Source organism: Dysgonomonas sp. UBA7630 (assembly GCF_002483985.1).
In the GTDB taxonomy this organism is placed as follows: domain Bacteria; phylum Bacteroidota; class Bacteroidia; order Bacteroidales; family Dysgonomonadaceae; genus Dysgonomonas.
The window spans coordinates 59,424-81,582 of the sequence record NZ_DLIY01000018.1; the positions used below are offsets into that span (position 1 = coordinate 59,424).

A 22,159-nucleotide genomic window follows, 5' to 3' on the forward strand; every position below is an offset into this window, starting at 1 on the left:
TCTTTTTTTCTGTGTCTGGTGATAGGTATGGCCTACTTAATACTTTCCAATAGGTTGTTCGCTAATTTGCTTGCTCCTATACGGAAGTATTCTTTATTCAGATACTCATCGCCCAGTAGTTCTTTTACTATGGTATAGTACTTTACAGCATCTTCTGTTGTAGAAATACCTCCTGAAGCTTTAAATCCGGCTTTATTCCCTGTTTTCTGGTTATATTCTTTAATTGCAGTACACATAACGTATGCTGCCTCGAGCGTAGCACCTTCATATACTTTTCCTGTTGAAGTTTTTATAAAATCAGCACCTGAGTATAATGCGAGGATAGAGGCTTTCATTATATTCTTAGCGCTTTTTAGTGCTCCTGTTTCAAGTATTACCTTTAGCTTTGCTTCACGGCATGCGTTCTTTATTTCGTCTATTTCTTCACAAACATCTTCGTAGTTTTCTTCCAGGAAGTATCCTAGATTGAGTACAATATCTATTTCATCGGCTCCACTTGCAACAGCAAGTCCTGTTTCTGCTATTTTAACTTCTGTAAATNNGAATCCACCTGCTACCGCGGCTATATTTACATTTGCCGTTAAAGCTTCTTTTACTGTTTCTACAAAGTTCGGGAAAACGCATATTGCTGCTACATTGTCTACATCGCTTGACCCTTCGAAGTCGTTTACTGTTTCTGTAAAATTCCAGATTTCTTCGCGCGTATCTGTTGTATTCAATGATGTGAGATCTATGCACGAATATATCCTTTTATATACCTCTTTGGTATTATTCTGATCGAATTTCTTACTGATTATCTCATTCACTTTCTGAGTGATATCAGTATCCTTAATGTCTGTTTTATATTTTTTTAGAGTATCTCTGTATTTATCTACTTCTGCCATTCTATTTCAATTTTTCGTTGTTTATATGCCTGTCTTTATCTCTGTTAGTCTTTTTTTCAATATTCTTTTTTAGGGCGTCTGTGAGATCTATCCCTGTTTGATTTGCGAGGCAGATAAGTACCCACAGTACATCGGCCATTTCGTCACCAAGATCTTTGTTCAGATCAGACTTCTTGAAAGATTGATCGCCGTATGTACGCGCCATGATGCGGGCTAATTCGCCCACTTCTTCGGTGAGGATAGCCATGTTGGTTAGTTCGCTGAAATAGCGTACGCCCACGGTTTTTATCCATTGGTCTACCTCCTGTTGTGCTTCTTTTATTGTCATGTTATTCTTTTACTTTCGAGTCGATCCATATAGTTACAGGACCGTCATTTGTGAGTTCTACCTTCATATCTGCTCCAAATTCGCCTGTTTGTACCGGTTTACCTAGCTTGTTGCCCAAAACGGTACAAAATTCTTCGTACAAAGGTACAGCAATTTCGGGTTTGGCTGCATATATATAAGACGGACGATTTCCTTTTTTAGTGGAAGCATGCAAGGTAAATTGCGATACTACAAGTATTTCGCCATTGATATCTTTTATTGATAAATTCATTACACCTTCCTTATCATCAAATATCCTGAGGTTTACAGCCTTGTTGCAGAGCCACTCTATATCTTCCTTATTATCTGAATTTTCTATACCGACAAGGATAAGAAGCCCTTGATTTATTGCTGATTTTATACTGCCGTTGATTGTAACTGATGCTTTACTTACTCTTTGTATTAATATCCTCATGTTTCATAAAATAGAGTCGCATAATTAGATATGGACTTTAAAATTAGAGATTAATTTGCAAATATACCTAAGTTGCTTCATTTATTACTAACACAAGTTGAGGTTAATAATTATTTGTATAATCCACTATATTACTATTGATATACTTTAGCAGCTTCCCACCCGATCATAGATGTCTTGCGGATGTGTCCCCAATGATAGTCTCCCAGAGCCCCTGTAGACTGTATTATTCGATGGCAAGGGATGAGATATGCTACCGGGTTTTGTCCCACTGCATTTCCCACAGCCCGACTAGCTTTAGGGCTATTTATGAGATTAGCAATATTCTGGTATGATGATAATTGCCCCATCGGTATATTTAGTAAGGCTTGCCACACTTTAAGCTGAAAATCAGAACCTTTGATGTGTAATTTTATTTTATCAAGACTCTCCCAATCCAGATTAAATATGCGTATTGCATTCTTTTGGATCTCATCTGTTGAATTCTGATAATTTGCTTTAGGAAAAATACTTGTGAGGTTTTTAATTGCTTCTTGATGGTCTTCTGCAAATGACATGTGGCAAATTCCTTTTGGGGTTGAAGCCACAATTATTTCTCCAAATGGACTGAGTGCAAAGCTATAGTTTATAGTAAGATAGCTTCCCTCATTTTTGTATTCAGCGGGAGTCATTCCTTCTATATTTATGAATAGATCATGCAACCTGCTCGTCCCTGATAAGCCGACTTCGAATGCCGTATCGAATAATGTTGCTTGTGTTTCTCTTAAGATCTGTTTTGCATGTTGTATACTTATATATTGTAAGAAGCGTTTAGGGCTTACTCCTGCCCATTCTTTGAATAATCGCTGAAAATGGAAGGGACTAAGGTGGATATGTTCCGAAATCTTATCCAAACTAGGCTGATATTTGTAGTTTTCACTAATATATTCTATTGCCTTTTTGATGCGATTGAAATCTAATGATTCTTGATTAAGCATAGTTTTGGTTTTTTATTCTACAAAGCTACATAGTAGTTTATAATTATAGAATCCATTTCTTGCTGAATTTGTTCGCTTTTAGTGGAATTACTTTTCCTCTATAATAGCAAGAAATGGATTTTAGGCGACTCTATGACAGAATATATTTGTACTGTTTAATTAAATAGAACAAATATGAAAAAGCTAGAAGGAAAGGTAGCCCTTATAACAGGAGCTACAAGCGGTATAGGTAAGGCGACAGCTATCGATTTTATTGAGAACGGAGCAAAAGTCATTTTTACAGGACGCTATCAAGAGACAGTAGATAAAACAGTGTCTGAATTAGGAAATAAGGCTGTAGGTTTTGTTTCAGATGGCGGGAATATGTCTGATTTATTGGCTATTAATGAAAATATTAGATCCATTTCGCCTCGGATAGATATCCTCTATGTAAATGCAGGTTTTGGGAAATATGCGCCTATTGAGGCAGTCACAGAAGAACATTTCGATGAGATGTTTAATGTCTTGGTAAAAGGAACTTTGTTTACAGTACAACAAGTATTGCCATTGATGGGAGAGGGGAGCTCCATAATATTGAATTCTTCGAACGTGACAAAGATGGGAATGCAGAACTCTTCTGTTTATTCTGCTGCCAAATCAGCTATTTTATCCTTTGTGAAGACATTTGCGGCAGAATTATCTTCGAGGAATATCCGTGTAAATGCAGTAAGTCCGGGGCCGGTAAGTACAAATTATTTCGATCGATCTAATCTTTCTAAAAATCAGATAGATACCATTGTAGAGTATGTGTTACCTCAAGTTGCACTAAAGAGGTTTGCACAGCCTTCTGAAATTGCTAAAGTGGTAACATTCCTTGCCTCTGATGATGCTTCTTTCATACAGGGAGCAGAAATATCTGTCGATGGCGGTTTTCCGGAGGTTAGGATATAATCTATATATGATTAGAGGTGTCTTAAAAGTAGACACCTCTAAATCTTTTGTTCCAAAAAATTAAATGTTATCCCATTCTACTTACTCGTTATGTATTTCTTTTTCAATATTTTCCATTTCCTTATGAAGAGATTTTAATCTCATTCCAAGGTATATTCTAAAGAAACCATAAGAGATGAACGAAATACTAATGAGCGCTACTATAAATCCTGATGTTAGAACAGGACTCATTATGAAAATAAATGACAGAATCACACCCAAAACAGCTAATGTAAGCAGCCATCCCCAGCCTTTAGCTCCATTTCTCCGTAGTTCTACAGCTCCTCCTATTCCCCAGATAGACTGGAACATTACCCAGAATCCAACAAAATATGAGAGTACGATTGCGATTACTGCAGGAGACATTGATATAAGAATAATACCGAATAATAAGTCTATAATACCACTGACTAAAGTCCACCCCCAGCTCTTGAGTGTATTTCTATTTGACACAGCAAATATTATTTCGAAAACACCACTTACGAAGAAAGTTACAGAAAATACAATTGATAATGCTGTAATTGTAGTCCACGGAGATGTTAAGCACCAAATTCCCAGCATTATAGCTAGTAGTCCGATTAACAATGAAACCCACCAGTATTTGACGGCTTGTTTTACAGAATAAAATAAATCATTTCTCATGTGTACGTTATTTTTAATTAGTTTATGTGTTATAATATTATAACGTCTACGAACTTATTTAGTTTCGAGAAAGTTAAATGTGATGAATGATTATACGCTATTTTAAAGCGAATCTTTTTAGGTATAATTTATTTTATTCTTTCTTGCAAGTGTAAAGTTTTATTGTACAGATATTTAGATTTATGACTCTTTTTCTTCAGTAAAATATTTCTCAATTAATGTAGCTTTGTGTTTACCTACTACTTTTTCGATTTCCTCGTTAGACGCTGATTTTATTCTTTTTACACTTTTGAATTCTTTCAGTAGAAGCCGCTTAGTCTCTTCACCAATGCCTTTAATATTATCTAATTCAGATTTTACCTGTCCCTTACTTCTTTGGTTGCGGTGAAAAGTAATTCCAAACCTATGTGCTTCATCTCTAAGGTGTTGTATAATTTTCAAAGATTCACTGTTTTTATCCAGATAGAGTGGGATAGAGTCTTCCGGGTAGTATATCTCTTCAAGCCTTTTCGCTATCCCGACAATGGCTACTTTGCCATAAATACCAAGTTCTTTTAACGATTCACAAGCTGCACTTAGCTGACCTTTGCCTCCGTCGATAACAATAAGTTGGGGTAGGGGACTTCCCTCTTCTATAAGTCTGTGGTATCTCCGATATACAACTTCTCGCATTGTTGAAAAATCGTCAGGCCCAATTACTGTTTTAACATTGAAGTGGCGATAGTCTTTTTTTGAAGGTTTTCCCATTTTGAAGACAACACATGCCGATACGGGGTTGGTTCCCTGTATGTTAGAGTTGTCGAAACATTCAATGTGTGATGGCAAGTCTTTGAGGTTCAGGTCTTTTTGCATTTCTTTCAGGATGCGAGTACCCCTTTGTTCGGGATTTAGACTTTCTGCTCTTTTTAATTTGTCTAGTTTGTATTGCCTTACGTTCTGAGTTGAAAGAAGCAATAGTTTTTTCTTATCGCCTCGTTGAGGTATGTTAATTTCTACACCATCTAATTTCAGGTCGGGGAGAAATGGCACAACAATTTCTTTCGCTGTAGAGCCAAATCTTTTTCTTACTTCAATAATTCCCAAAGCAAGCAATTCTTCTTTTTCTTCTTCTATCCGTTTTCTATATTCAAATGTATATGCCTGTATAACAGCACCATTATACACATTCAAATAATTTATATATCCTGCATCTGCATCTTCGTCATAACTAAATACATCAATGTTATATTTGATTGAACTTACTACGGTTGATTTATTTTTGAAATTCTCAATTAATATAAATTTTTCTTTTAGTTTGTTCGCTTCTTCAAATTCTTGCTTCTCGGCTAGTGCCTGCATTTCTGAATAGATAGATTCGCTTACAAGGTTGGTGTTTCCTTTTAAGATTTCCTGAATAGCATTTACATTTTTAATATATTCTTCAGAATCCTGTAAACCAACGCAAGGACCTTTGCATCTTTTTATATGATACTCTAGACAGACTTTATATTTTCCTTCTGCAATTTTCTCCGGCGTAAGATTTAATGAGCATGTACGGATAGGATACAATTTGTGGATTAACTCTAGGAGAGTCTTTACACTCAGTACATTAGAGTATGGTCCGAAATATTTAGAGCCATCTTTCAGTATCTTTCTTGTTATTTCTATCCTAGGAAAATATTCATTTCTAATAACAATAGACGGATATGATTTGTCATCTTTCAGCATTACGTTGTATCGTGGCTGAAATTCTTTGATCAGGCTATTTTCGAGTAGGAGAGTGTCTTCTTCCGATTCAACAATGATATATTTGATATCTTTTATTTTACTGACCAGTATTCTTGTCTTCGGACTGTCCTCATGGTTTTTTGTAAAATATGAAGAAACTCGTTTTTTTAGATTTTTTGCCTTCCCTACATATATGATTACTCCCTTGTCGTCATAATATTGATAACAACCAGGCTTCTGGGGGATATTTCTAATGATATTTTTTAAATAATCATTAATCATCGTGCTCTTTTCTTTACTTATTGTATTTTACGTGAAATTATTCATTTGTTTTCTATACTACAAATGAATATCTATTTATAATCAAAAAGAAAGGGAAGAATTCTTTTTTCTCCCCTCCTCCTAAATTTTTTGTAGAATTTAAATCTCGTAATGAATCAAAGAATTAATATCAATCTCTGCAGGAAATAGCTTTCTGCCTTCTAGTGCATCCAGTTCAATGATAAAGTTGACATATATTTTTTTCACTCCCATGTCCTTTACTAATTTGTACGCAGCATACATTGTGCCTCCTGTAGCTAATAGGTCATCATGGATCAACACCACGTCGTCTTTTGATAGAGAGTCTTTATGTATTTGAATTTTATCTACTCCATATTCTTTTTCATATTCCTGTTCGAATACTTCTGCTGGTAATTTTCCGGGTTTGCGAATTGGGACGAAACCGGCCCCAAGTTCTAAGGCCATAATTGGCCCCATGATAAATCCTCTCGATTCTATACCAACAACTTTTGTTATTCCTTTATTCTTGTATTCGTCTAAAAGAACTTCTGTAAGATTTGATAGAGATTCTTTTGTTTTAAATAATGGAGTGACGTCCTTGAATTGAATTCCGGGTATCGGGAAGTCTGGTATGTTTCTTACCGTTTCTCGGAGAGTTAAAAGCTTTTCTTCCTTTTCTTTTTTGTCCATTTTTTTTGTTTAATATTAGTCGTGTTTCACGTGGAACAATTTTTATTTTAGCATACGTTCCACGTGAAACATGTTCATTTATCTGCCTAGTAGCACAAGAAGAATAGATATGTCGTTGGGTGAAACGCCGGGGATTCTGCTTGCTTGAGCAATTGTTTCTGGGTTTATTTTTGATAATTTTTGTCGTGCTTCTGTTGATAGGGAAGAGATGTTTTCGTAGTCAAACTTGTCTTTGATTCGAATGTTTTCCAGTCGTGTTATCTTTTCTGCTATCGTTTGTTCACGTTTTATATAGCCATCATATTTTATTATGATCTCCGCTGCTTCTATTATTTCTTCCTTTCTGTTCGGGATTTTATCAAGTTCTGCTTTGAAGGCAGGGATGTATTCTGCGATGCTTTTTATTGTAATTTGTGGGCGTGTGATTACATCTTTTAGCTTCATGCCTTGCTTAAGAGGGTTGGTTCCGAGGTTGGATAATCCTTCGTTGATATATTCCGGCTTGAGGGAATAATTAGCAGCGAAGTTTATTATCTTTTGAACCTCTTCTTTTTTCTCATTTAATAAAGCAATTCTTTCTTGTTTTGCCAACCCTATGTTGTATCCTTTTTCTGTTAGACGTACATCAGCATCGTCTTGACGAAGAAGAATTCTATACTCTGCCCTTGATGTAAACATCCTATAAGGTTCGTCTACGCCTTTTGTTACAAGGTCATCTATCAGTACGCCTATATATGCTTCGTCTCTTTTTAAGACAAATTCGTTTCCGCCATGGGTATTGATATGCGCATTTATTCCTGCTATTAATCCTTGTCCTCCCGCTTCTTCGTAACCAGTAGTCCCATTGATTTGACCGGCAAAAAACAGGTTTTTAACGAGCTTCGTTTCCAACGTATGTTTTAATTGAGTAGGGTCGAAGAAGTCGTACTCTATTGCATATCCGGGTCTATATATATGTATATTTCTGAATGCCGGTATTTTCTGTAAAGCCTCAATTTGAGTGTGGAGTGGGAGAGAAGATGAGAACCCATTTAAGTAGTATTCTTGTGTGCTTTCACCTTCCGGTTCGAGAAATAGTTGGTGAGATGTTTTCTCTTCGAAAGTAACTATCTTTGTTTCTATACTTGGACAGTATCGTGGCCCGATGCTTTTTATCTGCCCGTTGTATAGTGGCGAATCATCCAATCCATCGCGTAATGTGGCATGGGTATCATCGTTTGTATACGTTATCCAGCAGCTAAGTTGTTTCAGTGTGCGTGGCGCATAGTCAAGGTATGAGAACTTGTGAAAGTCATCATCTCCTTTTTGCTCTTCCATCAGGCTAAAGTCAACGCTTCTTCCGTCTATACGGGCTGGGGTTCCTGTTTTCATCCTGTCGGTAGTGAACCCAAAATTCCTCAATTGTTCGGTGATTCCGAATGAAGCGGGTTCAGAAACACGTCCTCCGCCGAGTTGTGTTTTACCAATATGCATTAACCCATTCAAGAAAGTTCCGTTGGTAAGAACTACGGCTTTGGCTGAAAATTCAACACCCATCGCTGTTTTTACTCCGGTTATTGTTTTGTCTTGAATAATCAATGAGGTTACAGTGTCTTGCCAAATAAAAAGATTATCGGTGTTTTCAATAATCTCTCTCCACTTCATAATAAATCTGGCTCTGTCACTCTGAGCTCTCGGGCTCCACATTGCCGGCCCTTTCGACTTATTAAGCATGCGAAACTGTATTGCTGTCTTGTCTGTAACGATGCCCATTTGCCCACCAAGCGCATCGATCTCTCGAACGATTTGTCCTTTTGCTATTCCCCCTACTGCGGGGTTACAGCTCATCTGGGCAATCTTATTCATGTCCATTGTTATGAGCAAAGTCTTCGAGCCCATATTGGCTGCCGCAGCGGCTGCTTCGCAGCCTGCATGACCTGCCCCAACGACAATTATATCATATTTGAAATTCATCTTATTTAAAAGGGGATAATAATTATTTGCACTGCAAAGTTAGCACTTTTTGTTTTCTTTTTTATGTGCTAGTTTACAGTACAATATAAATTAACAATATTCTTTATGCTTTGTTGGCATTTTCTATTGCTAATTTTATTTTTTCGGCGTCCGATAGCAATATCGAATACTCTTCATTGAAGTTGTCGAAGACGGGAGATTGGTATTGCATTTTTCCTGTATACCGGCTTCTGAAAGAACCGTGAAACTCTTTCAAGCCTGTAGCCTTTGCAAGATCTGAAATGTTATTTTCTGTAATGCCTCCACCCGGCATAATGATGATGCGGTTATTTGCTTGTTCTATTAATTGCCTTAAAATATCTTTTCCTTCAGGGGCTGTTTTCATTCCGCCGGAGGTAAGTATTCTATCGCATCTCAGTTCGATAATATCTTCGAGAGATTTATTCAAATCAGAGCATCTGTCAAATGCTCTATGGAAAGTAGTACTCATGCCATATTGGTGAGCAATCTCAACCAGTTCCTTATTTCTTACTTTGTCTATTGTTCCATCAGGATTTAAAATACCAAAAACGACCCCGTTACATTTCGCTAAACCGCAATGATGGATGTCTCTTTTCATCATTTCAAATTCGAGATCATTATATAAAAAATCACCTCCGCGTGGACGTATGATTACATTCACCTGTATATTCAAATTTTTTCGTGTGAATTCTATTTGCGAAAGGGCAGGGGTTGTTCCCCCTTCTTCGAGATTATCACATAATTCTACCCGAACAGCTCCTCCCTTTTGAGCTTCGATTGCTGATTGTGCTGAATTTGCACAAACTTCGGCTACTATTTTCATTATAACTTGCTTATTATTAATTAATTATTCTGTTTTTTTGTTTTAGAAGTTCCAAATATAAAGAATAATTTATTATTTGAACAAATATTCAGATGCTTTGGTTATGCGATGCTTAATTGTCTTAATTATTATAATTTTTTGATTTTATTATTGTAATTATAATATAATCAGAATGTTATCTGTGTTTGTTGCGTGGCGATATTGAAAATATGATAACAATGAAAATGAAATATTAACTTTGCTTACTTTCGCACTGAAAATATAATGAGTAAATCAAAAGGAATTGCATTGGCGTTGATATCATCCGGAACTTTCGGGCTGATAGCATTTTTCTCTATTCCCTTATTGAAATCAGGGATGCATATTCCTTCTATATTGTTTTATCGTAGTTTGTTGGCCGCAGCTTTTCTGGGTATTGTATGTCTTATTCGGAAAAGGAATTTTAGAATCTCTCCTAAATTGGCTACTCAGCTGTTATTCTTGGGGTTGCTTTATACGATGACATCGATGGGTTTAATTTACTCTTATAATTTTATCTCCAGCGGAGTTGCAACTACTATCCATTTCCTTTATCCTGTGGTAGTTGCGTGCATGATGATCATATTTTATAAAGAGAAATTATCTCGTAACTTGTTGTTTGCAGCCCTCTTGGCTTTGGTTGGAGTTGCTTTGTTGTGTTGGAGCGATACAGGATTTATTAATACCAGGGGGCTTTTGTCTGTATTAATGACTGTTTTTACATACTCTGCTTATATTGTCAGCTTAAACAGGAATAGTATTAAAAGTCTTGATCCGGAGGTGTTTACTTTTTATGTAATGCTTTTCGGTGCATTTATTTTCTCTGTATTTTCATATTTTACCACAGGCATAGAAATAGTTCCGAATGCCATGTCGTGGTTCAATCTGATAGGATTGTCCTTATTTGCGACCGTTCTTTCAGGACTAGCCTTGGTTTCGGCTGTTAAGTATGCCGGATCTACCATTGCATCTATTTTGGGATCGATGGAGCCTGTAGTGGCTACTTTAGTCGGCATATTACATTTTGGCGAACCATTCGGATGGAACAGCTTCTTCGGCTTGGCTCTTGTGATAGGTGCTGTTACGTTGGTAATAGTCACAAGTAAAGAGAAACCCTTAGAAGATTGATAATAAAAGGGTATCTATTGCTTTTACTATCTCGCTACGTGATCCCGTAAATTTATTTACCATAATTGTAAATGCATACTTTTCGTCCCCGTTCATGTAATAACCTGCAAAGCATTGCACTCCTCCGATACTCCCGCTTTTCATCGATATTTTTCCTTCTAATCGGGTGCCTTTCAATCGATTTCTTACTGTACCGTCTTTTCCTGCTTTTGGTAGAGATTCTAAGAAGGCATCAGCATATTTGCTTTTTGTCTGCATATAAACGAGAAGGTCACACATAAACTTGGGGCTTACTGCATTAGCAGGAGATAATCCGCTTCCATCGTACATTATTAGTGCTTCCGAGTCTAATCCTCTGCTTTTCCACAGGTCGTTTACTCTTTCTATTCCTGCATCGAGAGCCGAATTATAAATGTCGTTGTTTTTATCTCGTCCTATTGTGCGTATCAAGTACTCGGCATAGTGGTTATTACTTCTTACATTGGTATCCTTTATAATATCTTTCATCGGGAATGAAAGGTGGGTATAGAATACCTTCTCATCGAAATATTTCTTTTCTTTCTGATACTTCTGACTAAAATATTGTTCATAGGTAGTATTCACCGTGCCGACTTGATATTTGTTTTCTTGCAATAGCTTACTTATTGTCTGACCTAAATAAAGCCCCGGATTCGGGATATCTCCCTTTATGCTGAATGATGCCTTTCCTGCGGGGATATCTCCCGTTAGGCGCCTTTTATTTGACATGGGAGACCCATGTATGTATCCGTTATCTGCATCATTATTGTTTAGCTTGAGCCTATTTTCGAAGTCGATGTTTATTTCCGGTTCGGTTTTTACAATCAGAGGGCAGGTGTCTGCATTTAGCGTATTGAAGTAAAGCTTATAGGTATTGTCGAAGATACTTATTCCGTATGACCCTGAAGCATAATAATTTCCGATATCCTGATAAGTCCATTGCTCCGAAATTCCGTCATATCCAAAGTAGTCATCTATAACGGTAATATCGATTTTGTCGTTGGAATGAAAGTTTTCTTTTATTTTTTCTATCCACTGAAAAAGAAATATGGAAGGGGTATTATCCAGAAATTCTGTTCCTAAAGTAGGATCTCCATATCCATGAATCAACAGGTTCTTTTTATTGTTTTTATCCTTTGCCAATGTTGTTTTATATCTATAGTCAGGTCCAAATACTTCGAGTGCGCTGGCTGTAGTTACTACTTTGAGTATCGATGCCGGAGTATAAGCTTTATTCGCATCGTTTGATATTATTTCTTTTCCCGAAAAATCTTTTACGCAAATTCCAACAGAGGCGTGTTTTAAACCTTTGTTATTTAAAAATTGTTGTAAACTTTGTTCTCTTGTTTGTGCTGACAAAGTGTAATATCCTAGAACAAAGAATATTAATAAATACTGTATTTTCAACTTCTTCATGAGCAAAATGCTGAAATTAAATTAGAAAAATAAATATCTTTGTAAAGATATATAAATAAAATAATTAAGAAGCTAAACAGATTATGAACCAGCCTTTTGAAAAACCTTTTACATTCGACAGGACCATCCGTATGCTCATTAGTGTTCTTGCAATAGGGGGAGCTTTATATTTTCTGTATATTTTGAAGGATGTTTTGCTGCCCTTTCTTATTGCATGGCTATTGGCGTATATGCTAAATCCTTTGGTTCGATTCTATCAAAAGAAATTGAGATTGGCTCACTCTCTGGCTGTTGTTCTAACGCTTCTTTCCGTTGCCGGGTTTATTACTCTATTAGGTTTTATATTAGTTCCGCTTATAGAGAATGAAATATGGCAAATAAATGGTCTTATCGCTACTTATGATTTGTCTTCTATCAGTCATGATGGTATTCCTATGAGTATTGCAGATATATTTTCGCGTTATGTAGATTTTAAAGAAATACAAGATAGTTTATCCAGAGACAATCTGATAGAAATTGTTCAATACCTAAGCCCTGCTGTTGAAGCGATATTCTCCAATACGATTTCTTTCTTAGTTGGTCTTACTGTCGTTTTTATCGTCCTTTTGTATTTAATATTTATTCTTCTCGATTATGATAAAATAAACGAATTGTGGAGATATCTTATTCCTCCAAAATATCGTCCTGTCGTAAATCGTATTACTTTGGATGTGGAGACCAGCATGAATAAATACTTCAGACATCAGGCCTTTATCTGTGTGATTCTTGCTATTCTGTATGCTACGGGATTTCAGCTCATCGGATTGCCGTTGGCTATTATGTTCGGTATTATTGTAGGACTTGTGCACATGATTCCATATTTGCAGGTTATCACCTTCCCTCCGGCAATATTGCTTTGCTGGTTGCGAGCTTCACAGACCAACGATAGCTTTTGGGTAATGCTCGGACTGGTTGCACTTGTATATGTTGTAGTTCAGTGTATCATGGATTTATTTCTTGTGCCTCGTATAATGGGTAAAGCCATGGGGCTGAATCCTGCAATCATTCTTCTTTCACTTTCGGTGTGGGGATCATTGCTCGGCATCGTGGGAATGATTATCGCAATACCTCTTACAACGTTGCTTTTGTCATACTATAAAGAATTTATAGCTTCCGCAGAAAGGATACAGGCAGAAGAGAATGCAAAGCACAATATCCCTACCAATGAAACTTGATAGGTGCGGATTTTTTTGTACTTTTATGCTCCAATTTGAAAAATATAAAAGAAACTAACTATAATGCAATTAACAGCGAAATTGATTCAAGTGATGCCTGTACAAACAGGTATGGGAAAGAACGGCGAGTGGAGAAAACAGAGTATAATACTCGAAACAGACGGTATGTACCCTAAAAAAGTATGTGTTACATTCTGGGGAGACAAGATTAACGAATCTGTTTTACAGGTTGGTAATATTCTTAATGTATCGTTCGATATAGAAAGCCGCGAATATAATGGTAACTGGTATACAGACTTACGTGCATGGAAGATTGATCCGGCAGGAGCAGGAGCTCCCGAAGGCCCTCAAGCAAGATACGGTGCTGCACCCCAACAATCGGCTCCTTCTACACCTGTAGATTTTAGTAGTGGTGGCGATGGCGACGACCTGCCATTCTAAGTAGAAATATATAATATATATAATTTAAGTGTGTAAAAGCTTGTTATCCGTTTTGGATAAGACTTTTACACATTTTTTGTGTATAAAAGTCATATTTTATTCTAATTTTAAAAGCTTAACGAATAGACAATTAGATAAATGCGGAATAATAAGGTAATATAAAGTCATATGTAGAATATTTAACTCTCTTCTTTTCCTTCTTATTTGTATTTTTGCCAGACAGCGTATATGATTGATCTATAACAAACAAAGTTTATTCTTACCTGATATGAAGAAAATACTGATAGCACTTTTACTGACCTTTTTTAATCCTATTTATGGACAAGAGCAAATAAACTTTACTCCTCCTGCGGAAATAGATTGCTTAAAGGAAGATCCTAACATGATTTTCTTTATAGGGTTGATACAGAACGTTCAGACGGATTGGGGGAAACTTGGTGTGCGGGGAAAGATAAAGAAATTGATAGAAGAACAATATGCGAAGGATAATAAGACAAGGTTGTCTAAGATAATATATGATTTTGACGAAAAAGGGAAAATAAGGGCTATCAAGGTAGATTCTCTTTTTAGTAGGACCTACATATATTCAAATAAAGGACAACTCGAACAAGAAATAACTTATCAAAAACCTTTAAAGGAATTAACTCACAAGTATGATTATAAAAACGGGAAATTAAAAAACGCTTTATATGAGTATGATGTGGTTACTGGCTATGGAAATGATAAGTTAAATTTGCGTTATAATTCACAGGGGCAAATAATAAAATCTGAAAATTTGGAGGATAGTGTATCTACAATTTATGATTATAATGGTGAAGGCCGACTTGTAGAAAAAAGAATAAGGAAGAATAATCAATCGACTTCGGAGGTATATGTAAGTACGCTGATAGATTATAATGATAAAAGAGATATTGAGAGAAAGTTTACTAAATACCTTTCATCTAATCAAGGAGATACTTCTTTCATAATTGATCTGTATAAATATAAATACGACGACAATGATAATTGGATTGATTGTAAGCGTTTAGGCGGAGGTGATGTTCTATTTACTCATCGACGTATATATTATCATGATGGGACTTATTCGGGAGATACATTGGATTCCGAAGACCGTAAACGTATTTATTCTATGAAGGAAGTCGATATTCCGGCATGGCATTCTGATGGAGAATTACCTATTGTGGATTTTTTGACAAAAAATATAAAGCTATCCAGAGCCGTTCGATCTGTAGGTAGAGGTAAGGTGAAGGTAAGCATGATTGTATCGGACAAAGGAATTATTTCTGATGTTAAGGTAGAGGGTCTTAGTGCGGATCATTTAACTGATATTTTACCTGTAATTCCTAAGAAATGTATACCAGCTAAGAAAAATGGTATAGACATTGCTACCTATTTAGAAATAAATATAACATTCGGATTGGTAACATTGCAATAAATCAAATGTTTTGATCTTAAAAAAGGTTTTCTAATTCTTTGTCTGTCAAAAAATAAATCATATCTTTGCACCTCGTTTATAAACAATTAAATAATTACTATGTATTTAGATTCAGCTAAAAAGCAAGAACTCTTCGCTAAGTACGGAAAGTCTAACACTGATACTGGCTCACCTGAGGCTCAGATAGCATTGTTTTCATACCGTATTTCGCATTTGACTGAACACTTGAAGTCAAATAAGAAGGACTATAACACAGAAAGATCACTTAAACGCCTTGTAGGTAAACGTCGTCGTTTACTTGATTATCTTACTGCAAATGATATCGAAAGATATCGTGCGATAATCAAAGAACTAGGTATCAGAAAGTAATTCTTTCCAGCGAAATTTTAAAGAGATTGTTTCATCCGATTCAATCTCTTTTTATTTTTGTGTGCTCTGAGACCAAGTTTCTTTATTGTTTTGATGAAAAAATATCTAATATTGTAATACGTTCTGTAATTGGTAGAAAAAGTAACACCTAAAATAAGCGGTAAAAAGTGTCACTTTTGTCACCTTTTTATCAAATGAAGTTTGAACAGCATAAATTATTTAATTGAAATGGATAAGCTTACGATTATAAAAGTTGGAGGTAAGATTGTAGAAGAAGAACAATCTTTACGCCAGTTATTGAAGGATTTTTCCCAAATAGAAGGTTACAAAGTACTAGTGCATGGGGGAGGGCGTTCTGCTACCAAACTAGCAGAGAAACTAGGTATAGAGAGCCGCATGGTAAATGGAAGGCGTGTAACTGATCGAGATACATTAGAGATTGTAACAATGGTATACGGAGGCCTTGTAAATAAAAATATTGTTGCCGGGCTGCAAGCTCTAGGAGTAAATGCCTTAGGCCTTACCGGTGCTGATATGAACATCATACGATCGGAAAAACGACCGGTGAAAGAGGTCGATTATGGCTTTGTTGGTGATGTGAAGGAGGTAAATACTGAAACGTTGTCTTCCCTTATCCAACAAGGAATAGTACCTATTCTAGCCCCGCTAACTCACGATAAAGAAGGAAATATGCTAAATACCAATGCTGATACCATAGCCGGAGAAACAGCGAAGGCTTTAGCTCTTAAGTTTGATGTAACCCTTATTTATTGCTTCGAAAAAAAGGGTGTACTCATGAATGAGAATGATGATGAGAGTGTAATTCCTGACATAAATAAAACTATGTTCGAGCAATTGGTTAAAGATGGGATTGTACAAGGAGGAATGATTCCAAAATTAGAAAATGCCTTTCAGGCGATAGAAAAAGGAGTGAAAGAAGTGATTATTACAAGTGCATCCGAATTTGGAGAATATGCGGGTACACGAATTTGCTAATATTCAGTAAGACAGATATTTTTTTATAGAATATTCTTTTTTTAAGAAAAATTAATTATATTTACATCTGTAATACTATATCAAACTAAAATAGAGTTAAATTATTTAGTCATTTTTAAACTTTCATTACTATGAAAAAATTATTACTAGTCGCCGTTTTAGCAGTATTCAGTGTGAGTGTTAGTGCGCAAGGGCTTAAAGGTACTTGGTTTGCGGGTGGAGAAATCTCTTATTCAGATGTTAATGATGTTAAATCAACAATGATTCTNNATTCTACCTGTTATTGGAACCTTTGTTTCTCCTAGTGTAGCTGTTGGTATAGGAGCCGGCTACCTAAGTGTAAAAGAAGATGGAGAAACAAGTGATGCTTTTGTTGCAAAGCCATTGGTTCGTAAATATTGGAATATAACAGGTCCCGTTTATCTGTTTGGACAAGTTGCCGCCCCATTGATGTTTTCTGATGGTGTAAACAGTTATGGTTTGCAAGTTTCTCCAGGTATCGATATTGTAGTGACATCTTGGTTGACATTCGAAACATCATTTTCAATTTTTGGCCTTAATGTTATTGATTCTGATGGATCTACAGATTGGAATATAGGAGCAAATCCATTCAATTCTTTGACAGACAGGAAAGTCGGTGATTTACAAGTTGGTGTTAAATTCCTATTCTAAATATTAGATTAATCAATAATGAGGATAAAATAAAAGTCTCACATTATGTGAGACTTTTGTTTTTGTTACAATAGCAGGGTATATTAAAAAAGAGTATATTTGTTTTGATCTTATTTAATTTACAAACTTAACTAAATTAACGTATGAAAATGATTGCTAGAACTACCTTGATTGTTGCTGCGATTTTGCTTACTATCGGAGTAAGTGCCCAAGACAAACCTTTGACTTTTGGAGTAAAGGCTGGAATGAATATTTCTAACGTCAGTGGAGACTTTGAAGATGCAAAAGCAAAGATTGGATTTAATGCCGGGGTAACACTGGACTTCGCTTTAACTAACGATCTCTATTTACTTACCGGCTTGGAGTTTACATCAAAGGGTGCAAAAGTAGAAGAGGATACTAACCTAAAAATGAGTTTGTCGTATATACAATTACCTGTTCATGCAGGGTATAAACTGACCGTAGCAAATGATACACGTATTGTTTTTCATGCAGGGCCATATATAGCTTATGCTGCAGATGGTAAATGGAAAGCGAAAGAGGGAGGATTAGAAGAGAGTGCAGGCGTTTTTAGCGATGAGGCAGAAGCTGCAGGTCTAAAAATGAAAAGATTTGATTTCGGATTAGGATTTGGTGTTGGTGCTGAGTTTGGTCAGTTTAATGCAGGGGTTAATTGTGATTTTGGTCTAGTAAATATTGCTGATTTTGGAATAGTGGATTTTCCGGGATTTGGTCAAATTGATGCTAGCAGCGTATCAGTAAAAAATATGAATGTAGGTATTTCTCTTGGATATAAGTTCTAATAAAGTATACCCATTATATACACAAATAAGCCCGATAAAATCGGGCTTATTCTTTTTATTTCAATAGATATTCTTTAAACTCTTCAAATGTTTTTCCCATACTGATGCTTTTCTTTTCACCTTTCATAAAGACTTGCAGTTTTTCGGGTATGGCAACCGATTTCTCTATAATGGCTTCTACAGTTTCCAGAAACTTTGCAGGGTGAGCCGTTTCTAAAAAAACGCCCGTTTCGTCTGCTTCTAGGGAATCTTCCAATGCTGAATATCCACATGCCCCATGAGGATCGAGTAGATAGCCTGTTTTTTGGTATGTGTCTTTCAGCACTTTCCTGATTGTATCATCATCATACCATTCTCCGGTAATTTCTTTTTTTATCTTGTCCCAAGAATGTTCGTAAAGATCAAGTACACGTACAAAGTTACTGGGATCACCTACATCCATTGCATTTGCGATAGTCTGTACAGATGGGCGAGGATTGTACTTTCCTGTTTGTAGATATTCATAGAAAATATCATTGCTGTTATTGGCTGCAATAAATCGCTTTACAGGCAATCCCATGCGTTTGGAGATAAGTCCTGCCGTAATATTGCCAAAATTGCCGCTAGGGACGCAAAAAACGATATTTTCGGCCTTTCCTTGTTTCTTTAGTTGAGCGTAAGCATTGAAGTAATAAAACGCTTGCGGAAGAAAGCGAGCAACATTGATCGAATTAGCAGATGTAAGATTTAGCTTTTTATTTAATTCTTCGTCTAAAAAAGCTGTTTTAACCAGAGCCTGACAGTCATCGAAAGTGCCATCTACCTCAATGGCTGTTATGTTTTGTCCCAGTGTTGTAAACTGACATTCTTGTATCGAACTTACTTTTCCTTTCGGGTATAGCACATACACATGTATTCCGTCAACTCCTAAAAATCCGTTTGCAACCGCACTGCCCGTATCTCCCGATGTGGCAACAAGAACTTTTACATCCTTTTGTCCTTGCTTTTTGATAAAATATCCTAGCAGGCGAGCCATAAATCGACCTCCTACATCTTTAAAGGCGAGGGTAGGGCCATGAAATAGTTCAAGGCTGTAGATATTATCATTTACATGTACAACAGGCGTATCGAAGCTTAGCGTGTCATATACTATTTCTTTCAACGTTTCGGCCTCTATCTCTTCGCCAAAAAAAGCATTAGCCACGGTATATGCTATTTCCTGAAAGCTCATATTGCCAATATTATCGTAAAAAGATTGTGGCAATACTTTTATTTTTTCAGGCATATAGAGCCCTTTATCGGGGGCCAAACCTTTTACTACCGCTTCCTGTAAACTGACATCAGGAGCAAGTTTATTTGTGCTGTAATATTTCATATTCATCAGGTTAATGAAAGGCGAAAGTAATAAAATGAAAGGAAAGAATCAATTAAAAGATTTTTTTATTTGTAAAAGGACTATAAATAGGTTAATTTGTATTGATAAAAAAAGCAGTGACTAATCACTGCTTCTTCTTATTCTTTCTTTATCTACTTTCTTAAAAGGGTTAGTATAGAATAGCTCGAACCTGTCTTATAAGGCACGTCCCTTAAATACATTCGAATCTTCTTCCTGATAAAGGCTTCCGCGGAAACTTATTCTATTACTGTTGAAATTAGGGGTTACAACCGCATCGCATTTATTGTCTCCTTTATATATTCTGATGAAGACATTCGCTGACACTCCTATGCCCTGCACCATCATGCTGAATGTAACAACTCCTTTCTTATCCGTTTCCATCTTTACGTTCGACGCGTTTCCGTCTACTGTAATTCCACCTATCCCATTTGGACCCGCATAAGGAGAGTTAAATGCCATTTGAATAGTTGCTTTATCTCCATTCATGGAAATGAAATTAGTACTAGATGATACATAGGCAAAATTTCCATATTTAAAGTCAATTCTGTCTGCCTCTAATACAAATTTCCTCTCATTTAATGCCTGGATTGCTTTTTCTCCCCAATAAGCTCTTTCAGCATCAGCCACGGCCTTCTGTGCAGGATCCTTCTGTGTTTTACACCCTGTGAAAAACAACAAGCTTGTAACTAAGATAAATACAATTTTACTCATAGTGTTTACTTATATTATAATAATTATATAACGCTATAGAATAAAATTAAGTTTTGTGTTTTTGAAATAATCATTCCCAATCTATATGAATGAAGGATTATTCCCTAATTTATTAATATACAATGGTCTGTTTATTTCTGTCGATTTTTATTTGCAGTCTTCTCTCGACTTCTGGCCTAAATACCCGCCGTGATGACGTTTTGCATAGTCAACCTTCGTAAACCCTATTCTTTTCATGGTTCCCACTACAAGGATATCTCCTATAACGGTCATTACTGTCGTTGAGGTAGTTGGCGTTAAACCTAGTGTGCAGACCTCCTCAGGACGTCCTGTGTGAATAAATACGTCTGCCTTCTGAGCAAGTAGACTTTCCGAATCACTGGTTATGACAATAAATTTTATGCCCGGAATCAGATCTTTTGCCAATGTAATAAGCTCAATTATTTCTCTTGTCTTCCCCGAGTTGGAGATAGCTAATACAATATCATTTTCTTGTAGGATACCTAAATCTCCATGTTGAGCCTCGCTCGGATGTAGAAATACAGCCGGTGTTCCGGTAGAGCTGAATGTTGTGGCAATGTTCTGCGCTATCTGTCCGGCCTTACCCATGCCGCTTGTCACAAGCTTGCCTTTTTTCTGATTAACTTGTTCTACAATAAGGTCTATGGCTCTGCTATATGCATCGCTGATAGGAATATTCAATATGGCAGAAGACTCATGTTCTAAAATAGAGCGTATTTCGTTTGTATCCATTTAAATTTTTTTTGCCAAAGATACAATATTATCCCGACTTTTTACAATAAGTGCTCTGGCTGATAATAAGCCTAATTTTACAATTTAAAATAAGAAAGCATGGATAATATCCATGCTTTCTTCTCTATGTTTTTACTTACCGGAAAGAATCCAAGAAAGGAGTCTCTTAGTTTGTCTTGAATTTAAACTGAATTTTTGACAAGTCTTCGTTTGCCTTTTCAATTTTTCCTTTCAGATTTTCTTTGTAAGCAACCAGCTTATTGTACAAGGCTTCGTCGCCTGTCGCAATCATCTGCAATGCAAGGATTCCCGCATTTAATGAGCCATTTATACCTACAGTAGCAACCGGTATTCCCGGAGGCATTTGTACGATAGCCAGCAACGCATCCATACCATCTAGCGAAGCATCGATAGGAACTCCGATTACGGGAATCGGTGTCATAGATGCAATCACTCCGGGTAAATGGGCAGCCATACCGGCAGCAGCGATAATTACTTTTATACCTCTCTCTTTTGCTCCCTTAGCGAAAGCTTCTACACGTTCGGGAGTACGGTGTGCAGACAAAGCGTTGATTTCGAATGGAACTTCCATCTCGTCAAAAAACTTTGCTGCTTTTTCCATTACGGGAAGGTCTGATGTACTTCCCATAATTATACTTATAACAGGTTTCATTTTTTAATTATTTACCAATTAGGTTTTTGTAATCAGAAGCAGGAAGCAAGGTTTCTAATTCAGAAGCATCGCTTACCGCTATTTTAATAATCCATCCTTTTCCGTATGGATCTTCATTTATTAGTTCGGGTTTTTCTTCCAATTCAGCATTTACCTCCAAAACTTCTCCGGATACAGGCATCAAAAGGTCTGATACTGTTTTCACAGCTTCTACACTTCCGAATACACCGTTTTGTTCTATAGTTTCACCTTCGCTGGTTACATCAACATATACGATTTCGCCCAACTCACTCTGAGCAAATTCGGTGATACCTACAAGGGCAGTGTCGCCTTCTACTTTTATCCATTCGTGGTCTTTGGAATACTTCAAATTCTCAGGAAAGTTCATAATTCTTTTATTTTTAGTT

General features: G+C 36.3%; 24 protein-coding genes. 9 read left to right on the plus strand and 15 right to left on the minus strand.

Annotation, left to right across the window (positions count from 1 at the left end):
• Positions 1 to 32: 32 nt before the first annotated feature.
• The 4 genes from deoC to B3P17_RS07440 all read right to left on the minus strand — a co-directional run bounded on the left by deoC (position 33) and on the right by B3P17_RS07440 (position 2,643).
• A complete protein-coding gene (gene deoC / locus B3P17_RS07425) occupies positions 33 to 884 on the minus strand; it encodes a deoxyribose-phosphate aldolase (protein WP_291104797.1) in 852 nt (283 codons plus the stop codon).
• Between the two features lies 1 nt (position 885).
• Positions 886 to 1,212, minus strand: coding sequence for a nucleotide pyrophosphohydrolase (locus B3P17_RS07430; RefSeq protein ID WP_006841611.1), 327 nt, complete (start codon positions 1,210 to 1,212; stop codon positions 886 to 888).
• Between the two features lies 1 nt (position 1,213).
• Entirely contained in the window at positions 1,214 to 1,666 is a 453-nt protein-coding gene (dtd, locus tag B3P17_RS07435; protein ID WP_252637844.1) for a D-aminoacyl-tRNA deacylase, read from the minus strand.
• 134 nt (positions 1,667 to 1,800) lie between these two features.
• Positions 1,801 to 2,643, minus strand: a complete 843-nt coding sequence (locus tag B3P17_RS07440) for a methylated-DNA--[protein]-cysteine S-methyltransferase (RefSeq protein WP_252637843.1) — start codon at positions 2,641 to 2,643, stop codon at positions 1,801 to 1,803.
• Positions 2,644 to 2,817: 174 nt separating this feature from the next.
• On the opposite strand from B3P17_RS07440, the gene B3P17_RS07445 reads away from it, so the two are divergent.
• On the plus strand, positions 2,818 to 3,573 hold the full coding sequence (locus B3P17_RS07445) for an SDR family oxidoreductase (RefSeq protein WP_252637842.1): 756 nt from the start codon (positions 2,818 to 2,820) through the stop codon (positions 3,571 to 3,573).
• Between the two features lie 81 nt (positions 3,574 to 3,654).
• Here B3P17_RS07445 and B3P17_RS07450 read toward each other — a convergent pair whose 3' ends face one another.
• The 5 genes from B3P17_RS07450 to B3P17_RS07470 form a co-directional block, all read right to left on the minus strand.
• The gene (locus B3P17_RS07450; RefSeq protein ID WP_252637841.1) at positions 3,655 to 4,254 is read right to left on the minus strand and encodes an HdeD family acid-resistance protein; all 600 of its coding nucleotides are present in this window, start codon (positions 4,252 to 4,254) and stop codon (positions 3,655 to 3,657) included.
• A gap of 180 nt (positions 4,255 to 4,434) precedes the next feature.
• Positions 4,435 to 6,243, minus strand: a complete 1,809-nt coding sequence (uvrC, locus tag B3P17_RS07455; protein WP_252637840.1) for an excinuclease ABC subunit UvrC — start codon at positions 6,241 to 6,243, stop codon at positions 4,435 to 4,437.
• Positions 6,244 to 6,381: 138 nt separating this feature from the next.
• Positions 6,382 to 6,933: an adenine phosphoribosyltransferase gene (locus B3P17_RS07460; protein ID WP_135105355.1), complete on the minus strand. Its 552-nt coding sequence runs from the start codon at positions 6,931 to 6,933 to the stop codon at positions 6,382 to 6,384.
• Positions 6,934 to 7,011: 78 nt separating this feature from the next.
• A complete protein-coding gene (mnmG, locus tag B3P17_RS07465; RefSeq protein WP_252637839.1) occupies positions 7,012 to 8,886 on the minus strand; it encodes a tRNA uridine-5-carboxymethylaminomethyl(34) synthesis enzyme MnmG in 1,875 nt (624 codons plus the stop codon).
• 103 nt (positions 8,887 to 8,989) lie between these two features.
• Positions 8,990 to 9,730 (minus strand): copper homeostasis protein CutC, encoded by a 741-nt coding sequence (locus tag B3P17_RS07470; protein WP_252637838.1) that lies wholly within the window; start codon positions 9,728 to 9,730, stop codon positions 8,990 to 8,992.
• Positions 9,731 to 9,994: 264 nt separating this feature from the next.
• Between B3P17_RS07470 and B3P17_RS07475 the strand changes: the two genes are divergently transcribed.
• A complete protein-coding gene (locus tag B3P17_RS07475; RefSeq protein ID WP_291104807.1) occupies positions 9,995 to 10,876 on the plus strand; it encodes a DMT family transporter in 882 nt (293 codons plus the stop codon).
• On the opposite strand, the gene dacB is transcribed toward B3P17_RS07475, so the two are convergent.
• Positions 10,865 to 12,310, minus strand: coding sequence for a D-alanyl-D-alanine carboxypeptidase/D-alanyl-D-alanine endopeptidase (dacB, locus tag B3P17_RS07480; RefSeq protein ID WP_291104810.1), 1,446 nt, complete (start codon positions 12,308 to 12,310; stop codon positions 10,865 to 10,867). The genes B3P17_RS07475 and dacB overlap by 12 nt on opposite strands.
• 83 nt (positions 12,311 to 12,393) lie before the next feature.
• Here dacB and B3P17_RS07485 point away from each other — a divergent pair, with 83 nt between their 5' ends.
• The 7 genes from B3P17_RS07485 to B3P17_RS07515 all read left to right on the plus strand — a co-directional run bounded on the left by B3P17_RS07485 (position 12,394) and on the right by B3P17_RS07515 (position 18,240).
• Positions 12,394 to 13,524 (plus strand): AI-2E family transporter, encoded by a 1,131-nt coding sequence (locus tag B3P17_RS07485; protein ID WP_252637835.1) that lies wholly within the window; start codon positions 12,394 to 12,396, stop codon positions 13,522 to 13,524.
• A gap of 63 nt (positions 13,525 to 13,587) precedes the next feature.
• Positions 13,588 to 13,965, plus strand: coding sequence for a DUF3127 domain-containing protein (locus tag B3P17_RS07490; protein WP_291104816.1), 378 nt, complete (start codon positions 13,588 to 13,590; stop codon positions 13,963 to 13,965).
• A 268-nt stretch (positions 13,966 to 14,233) separates the two neighbouring features.
• A complete protein-coding gene (locus B3P17_RS07495) occupies positions 14,234 to 15,400 on the plus strand; it encodes an RHS repeat domain-containing protein (protein WP_252637833.1) in 1,167 nt (388 codons plus the stop codon).
• Positions 15,401 to 15,499: 99 nt separating this feature from the next.
• The gene (gene rpsO, locus B3P17_RS07500; protein ID WP_006841625.1) at positions 15,500 to 15,769 is read left to right on the plus strand and encodes a 30S ribosomal protein S15; all 270 of its coding nucleotides are present in this window, start codon (positions 15,500 to 15,502) and stop codon (positions 15,767 to 15,769) included.
• Between the two features lie 228 nt (positions 15,770 to 15,997).
• Complete coding sequence (gene argB, locus B3P17_RS07505) at positions 15,998 to 16,765, plus strand: acetylglutamate kinase (protein WP_252637832.1); 768 nt, start codon at positions 15,998 to 16,000, stop codon at positions 16,763 to 16,765.
• A 384-nt stretch (positions 16,766 to 17,149) separates the two neighbouring features.
• On the plus strand, positions 17,150 to 17,437 hold the full coding sequence (locus B3P17_RS07510) for a hypothetical protein (RefSeq protein WP_291104821.1): 288 nt from the start codon (positions 17,150 to 17,152) through the stop codon (positions 17,435 to 17,437).
• Between the two features lie 143 nt (positions 17,438 to 17,580).
• A complete protein-coding gene (locus B3P17_RS07515; protein WP_252637830.1) occupies positions 17,581 to 18,240 on the plus strand; it encodes a porin family protein in 660 nt (219 codons plus the stop codon).
• 55 nt (positions 18,241 to 18,295) lie between these two features.
• On the opposite strand, the gene thrC is transcribed toward B3P17_RS07515, so the two are convergent.
• The 5 genes from thrC to gcvH all read right to left on the minus strand — a co-directional run bounded on the left by thrC (position 18,296) and on the right by gcvH (position 22,140).
• A complete protein-coding gene (gene thrC / locus B3P17_RS07520) occupies positions 18,296 to 19,594 on the minus strand; it encodes a threonine synthase (protein WP_252637829.1) in 1,299 nt (432 codons plus the stop codon).
• 195 nt (positions 19,595 to 19,789) lie between these two features.
• The gene (locus tag B3P17_RS07525) at positions 19,790 to 20,326 is read right to left on the minus strand and encodes a DUF4251 domain-containing protein (RefSeq protein ID WP_252637828.1); all 537 of its coding nucleotides are present in this window, start codon (positions 20,324 to 20,326) and stop codon (positions 19,790 to 19,792) included.
• A gap of 147 nt (positions 20,327 to 20,473) precedes the next feature.
• Complete coding sequence (locus tag B3P17_RS07530; protein ID WP_006841631.1) at positions 20,474 to 21,079, minus strand: SIS domain-containing protein; 606 nt, start codon at positions 21,077 to 21,079, stop codon at positions 20,474 to 20,476.
• Between the two features lie 166 nt (positions 21,080 to 21,245).
• On the minus strand, positions 21,246 to 21,752 hold the full coding sequence (gene purE / locus B3P17_RS07535) for a 5-(carboxyamino)imidazole ribonucleotide mutase (RefSeq protein WP_006841632.1): 507 nt from the start codon (positions 21,750 to 21,752) through the stop codon (positions 21,246 to 21,248).
• A gap of 7 nt (positions 21,753 to 21,759) precedes the next feature.
• Positions 21,760 to 22,140: a glycine cleavage system protein GcvH gene (gene gcvH / locus B3P17_RS07540; RefSeq protein ID WP_252637827.1), complete on the minus strand. Its 381-nt coding sequence runs from the start codon at positions 22,138 to 22,140 to the stop codon at positions 21,760 to 21,762.
• Positions 22,141 to 22,159: the final 19 nt, after the last annotated feature.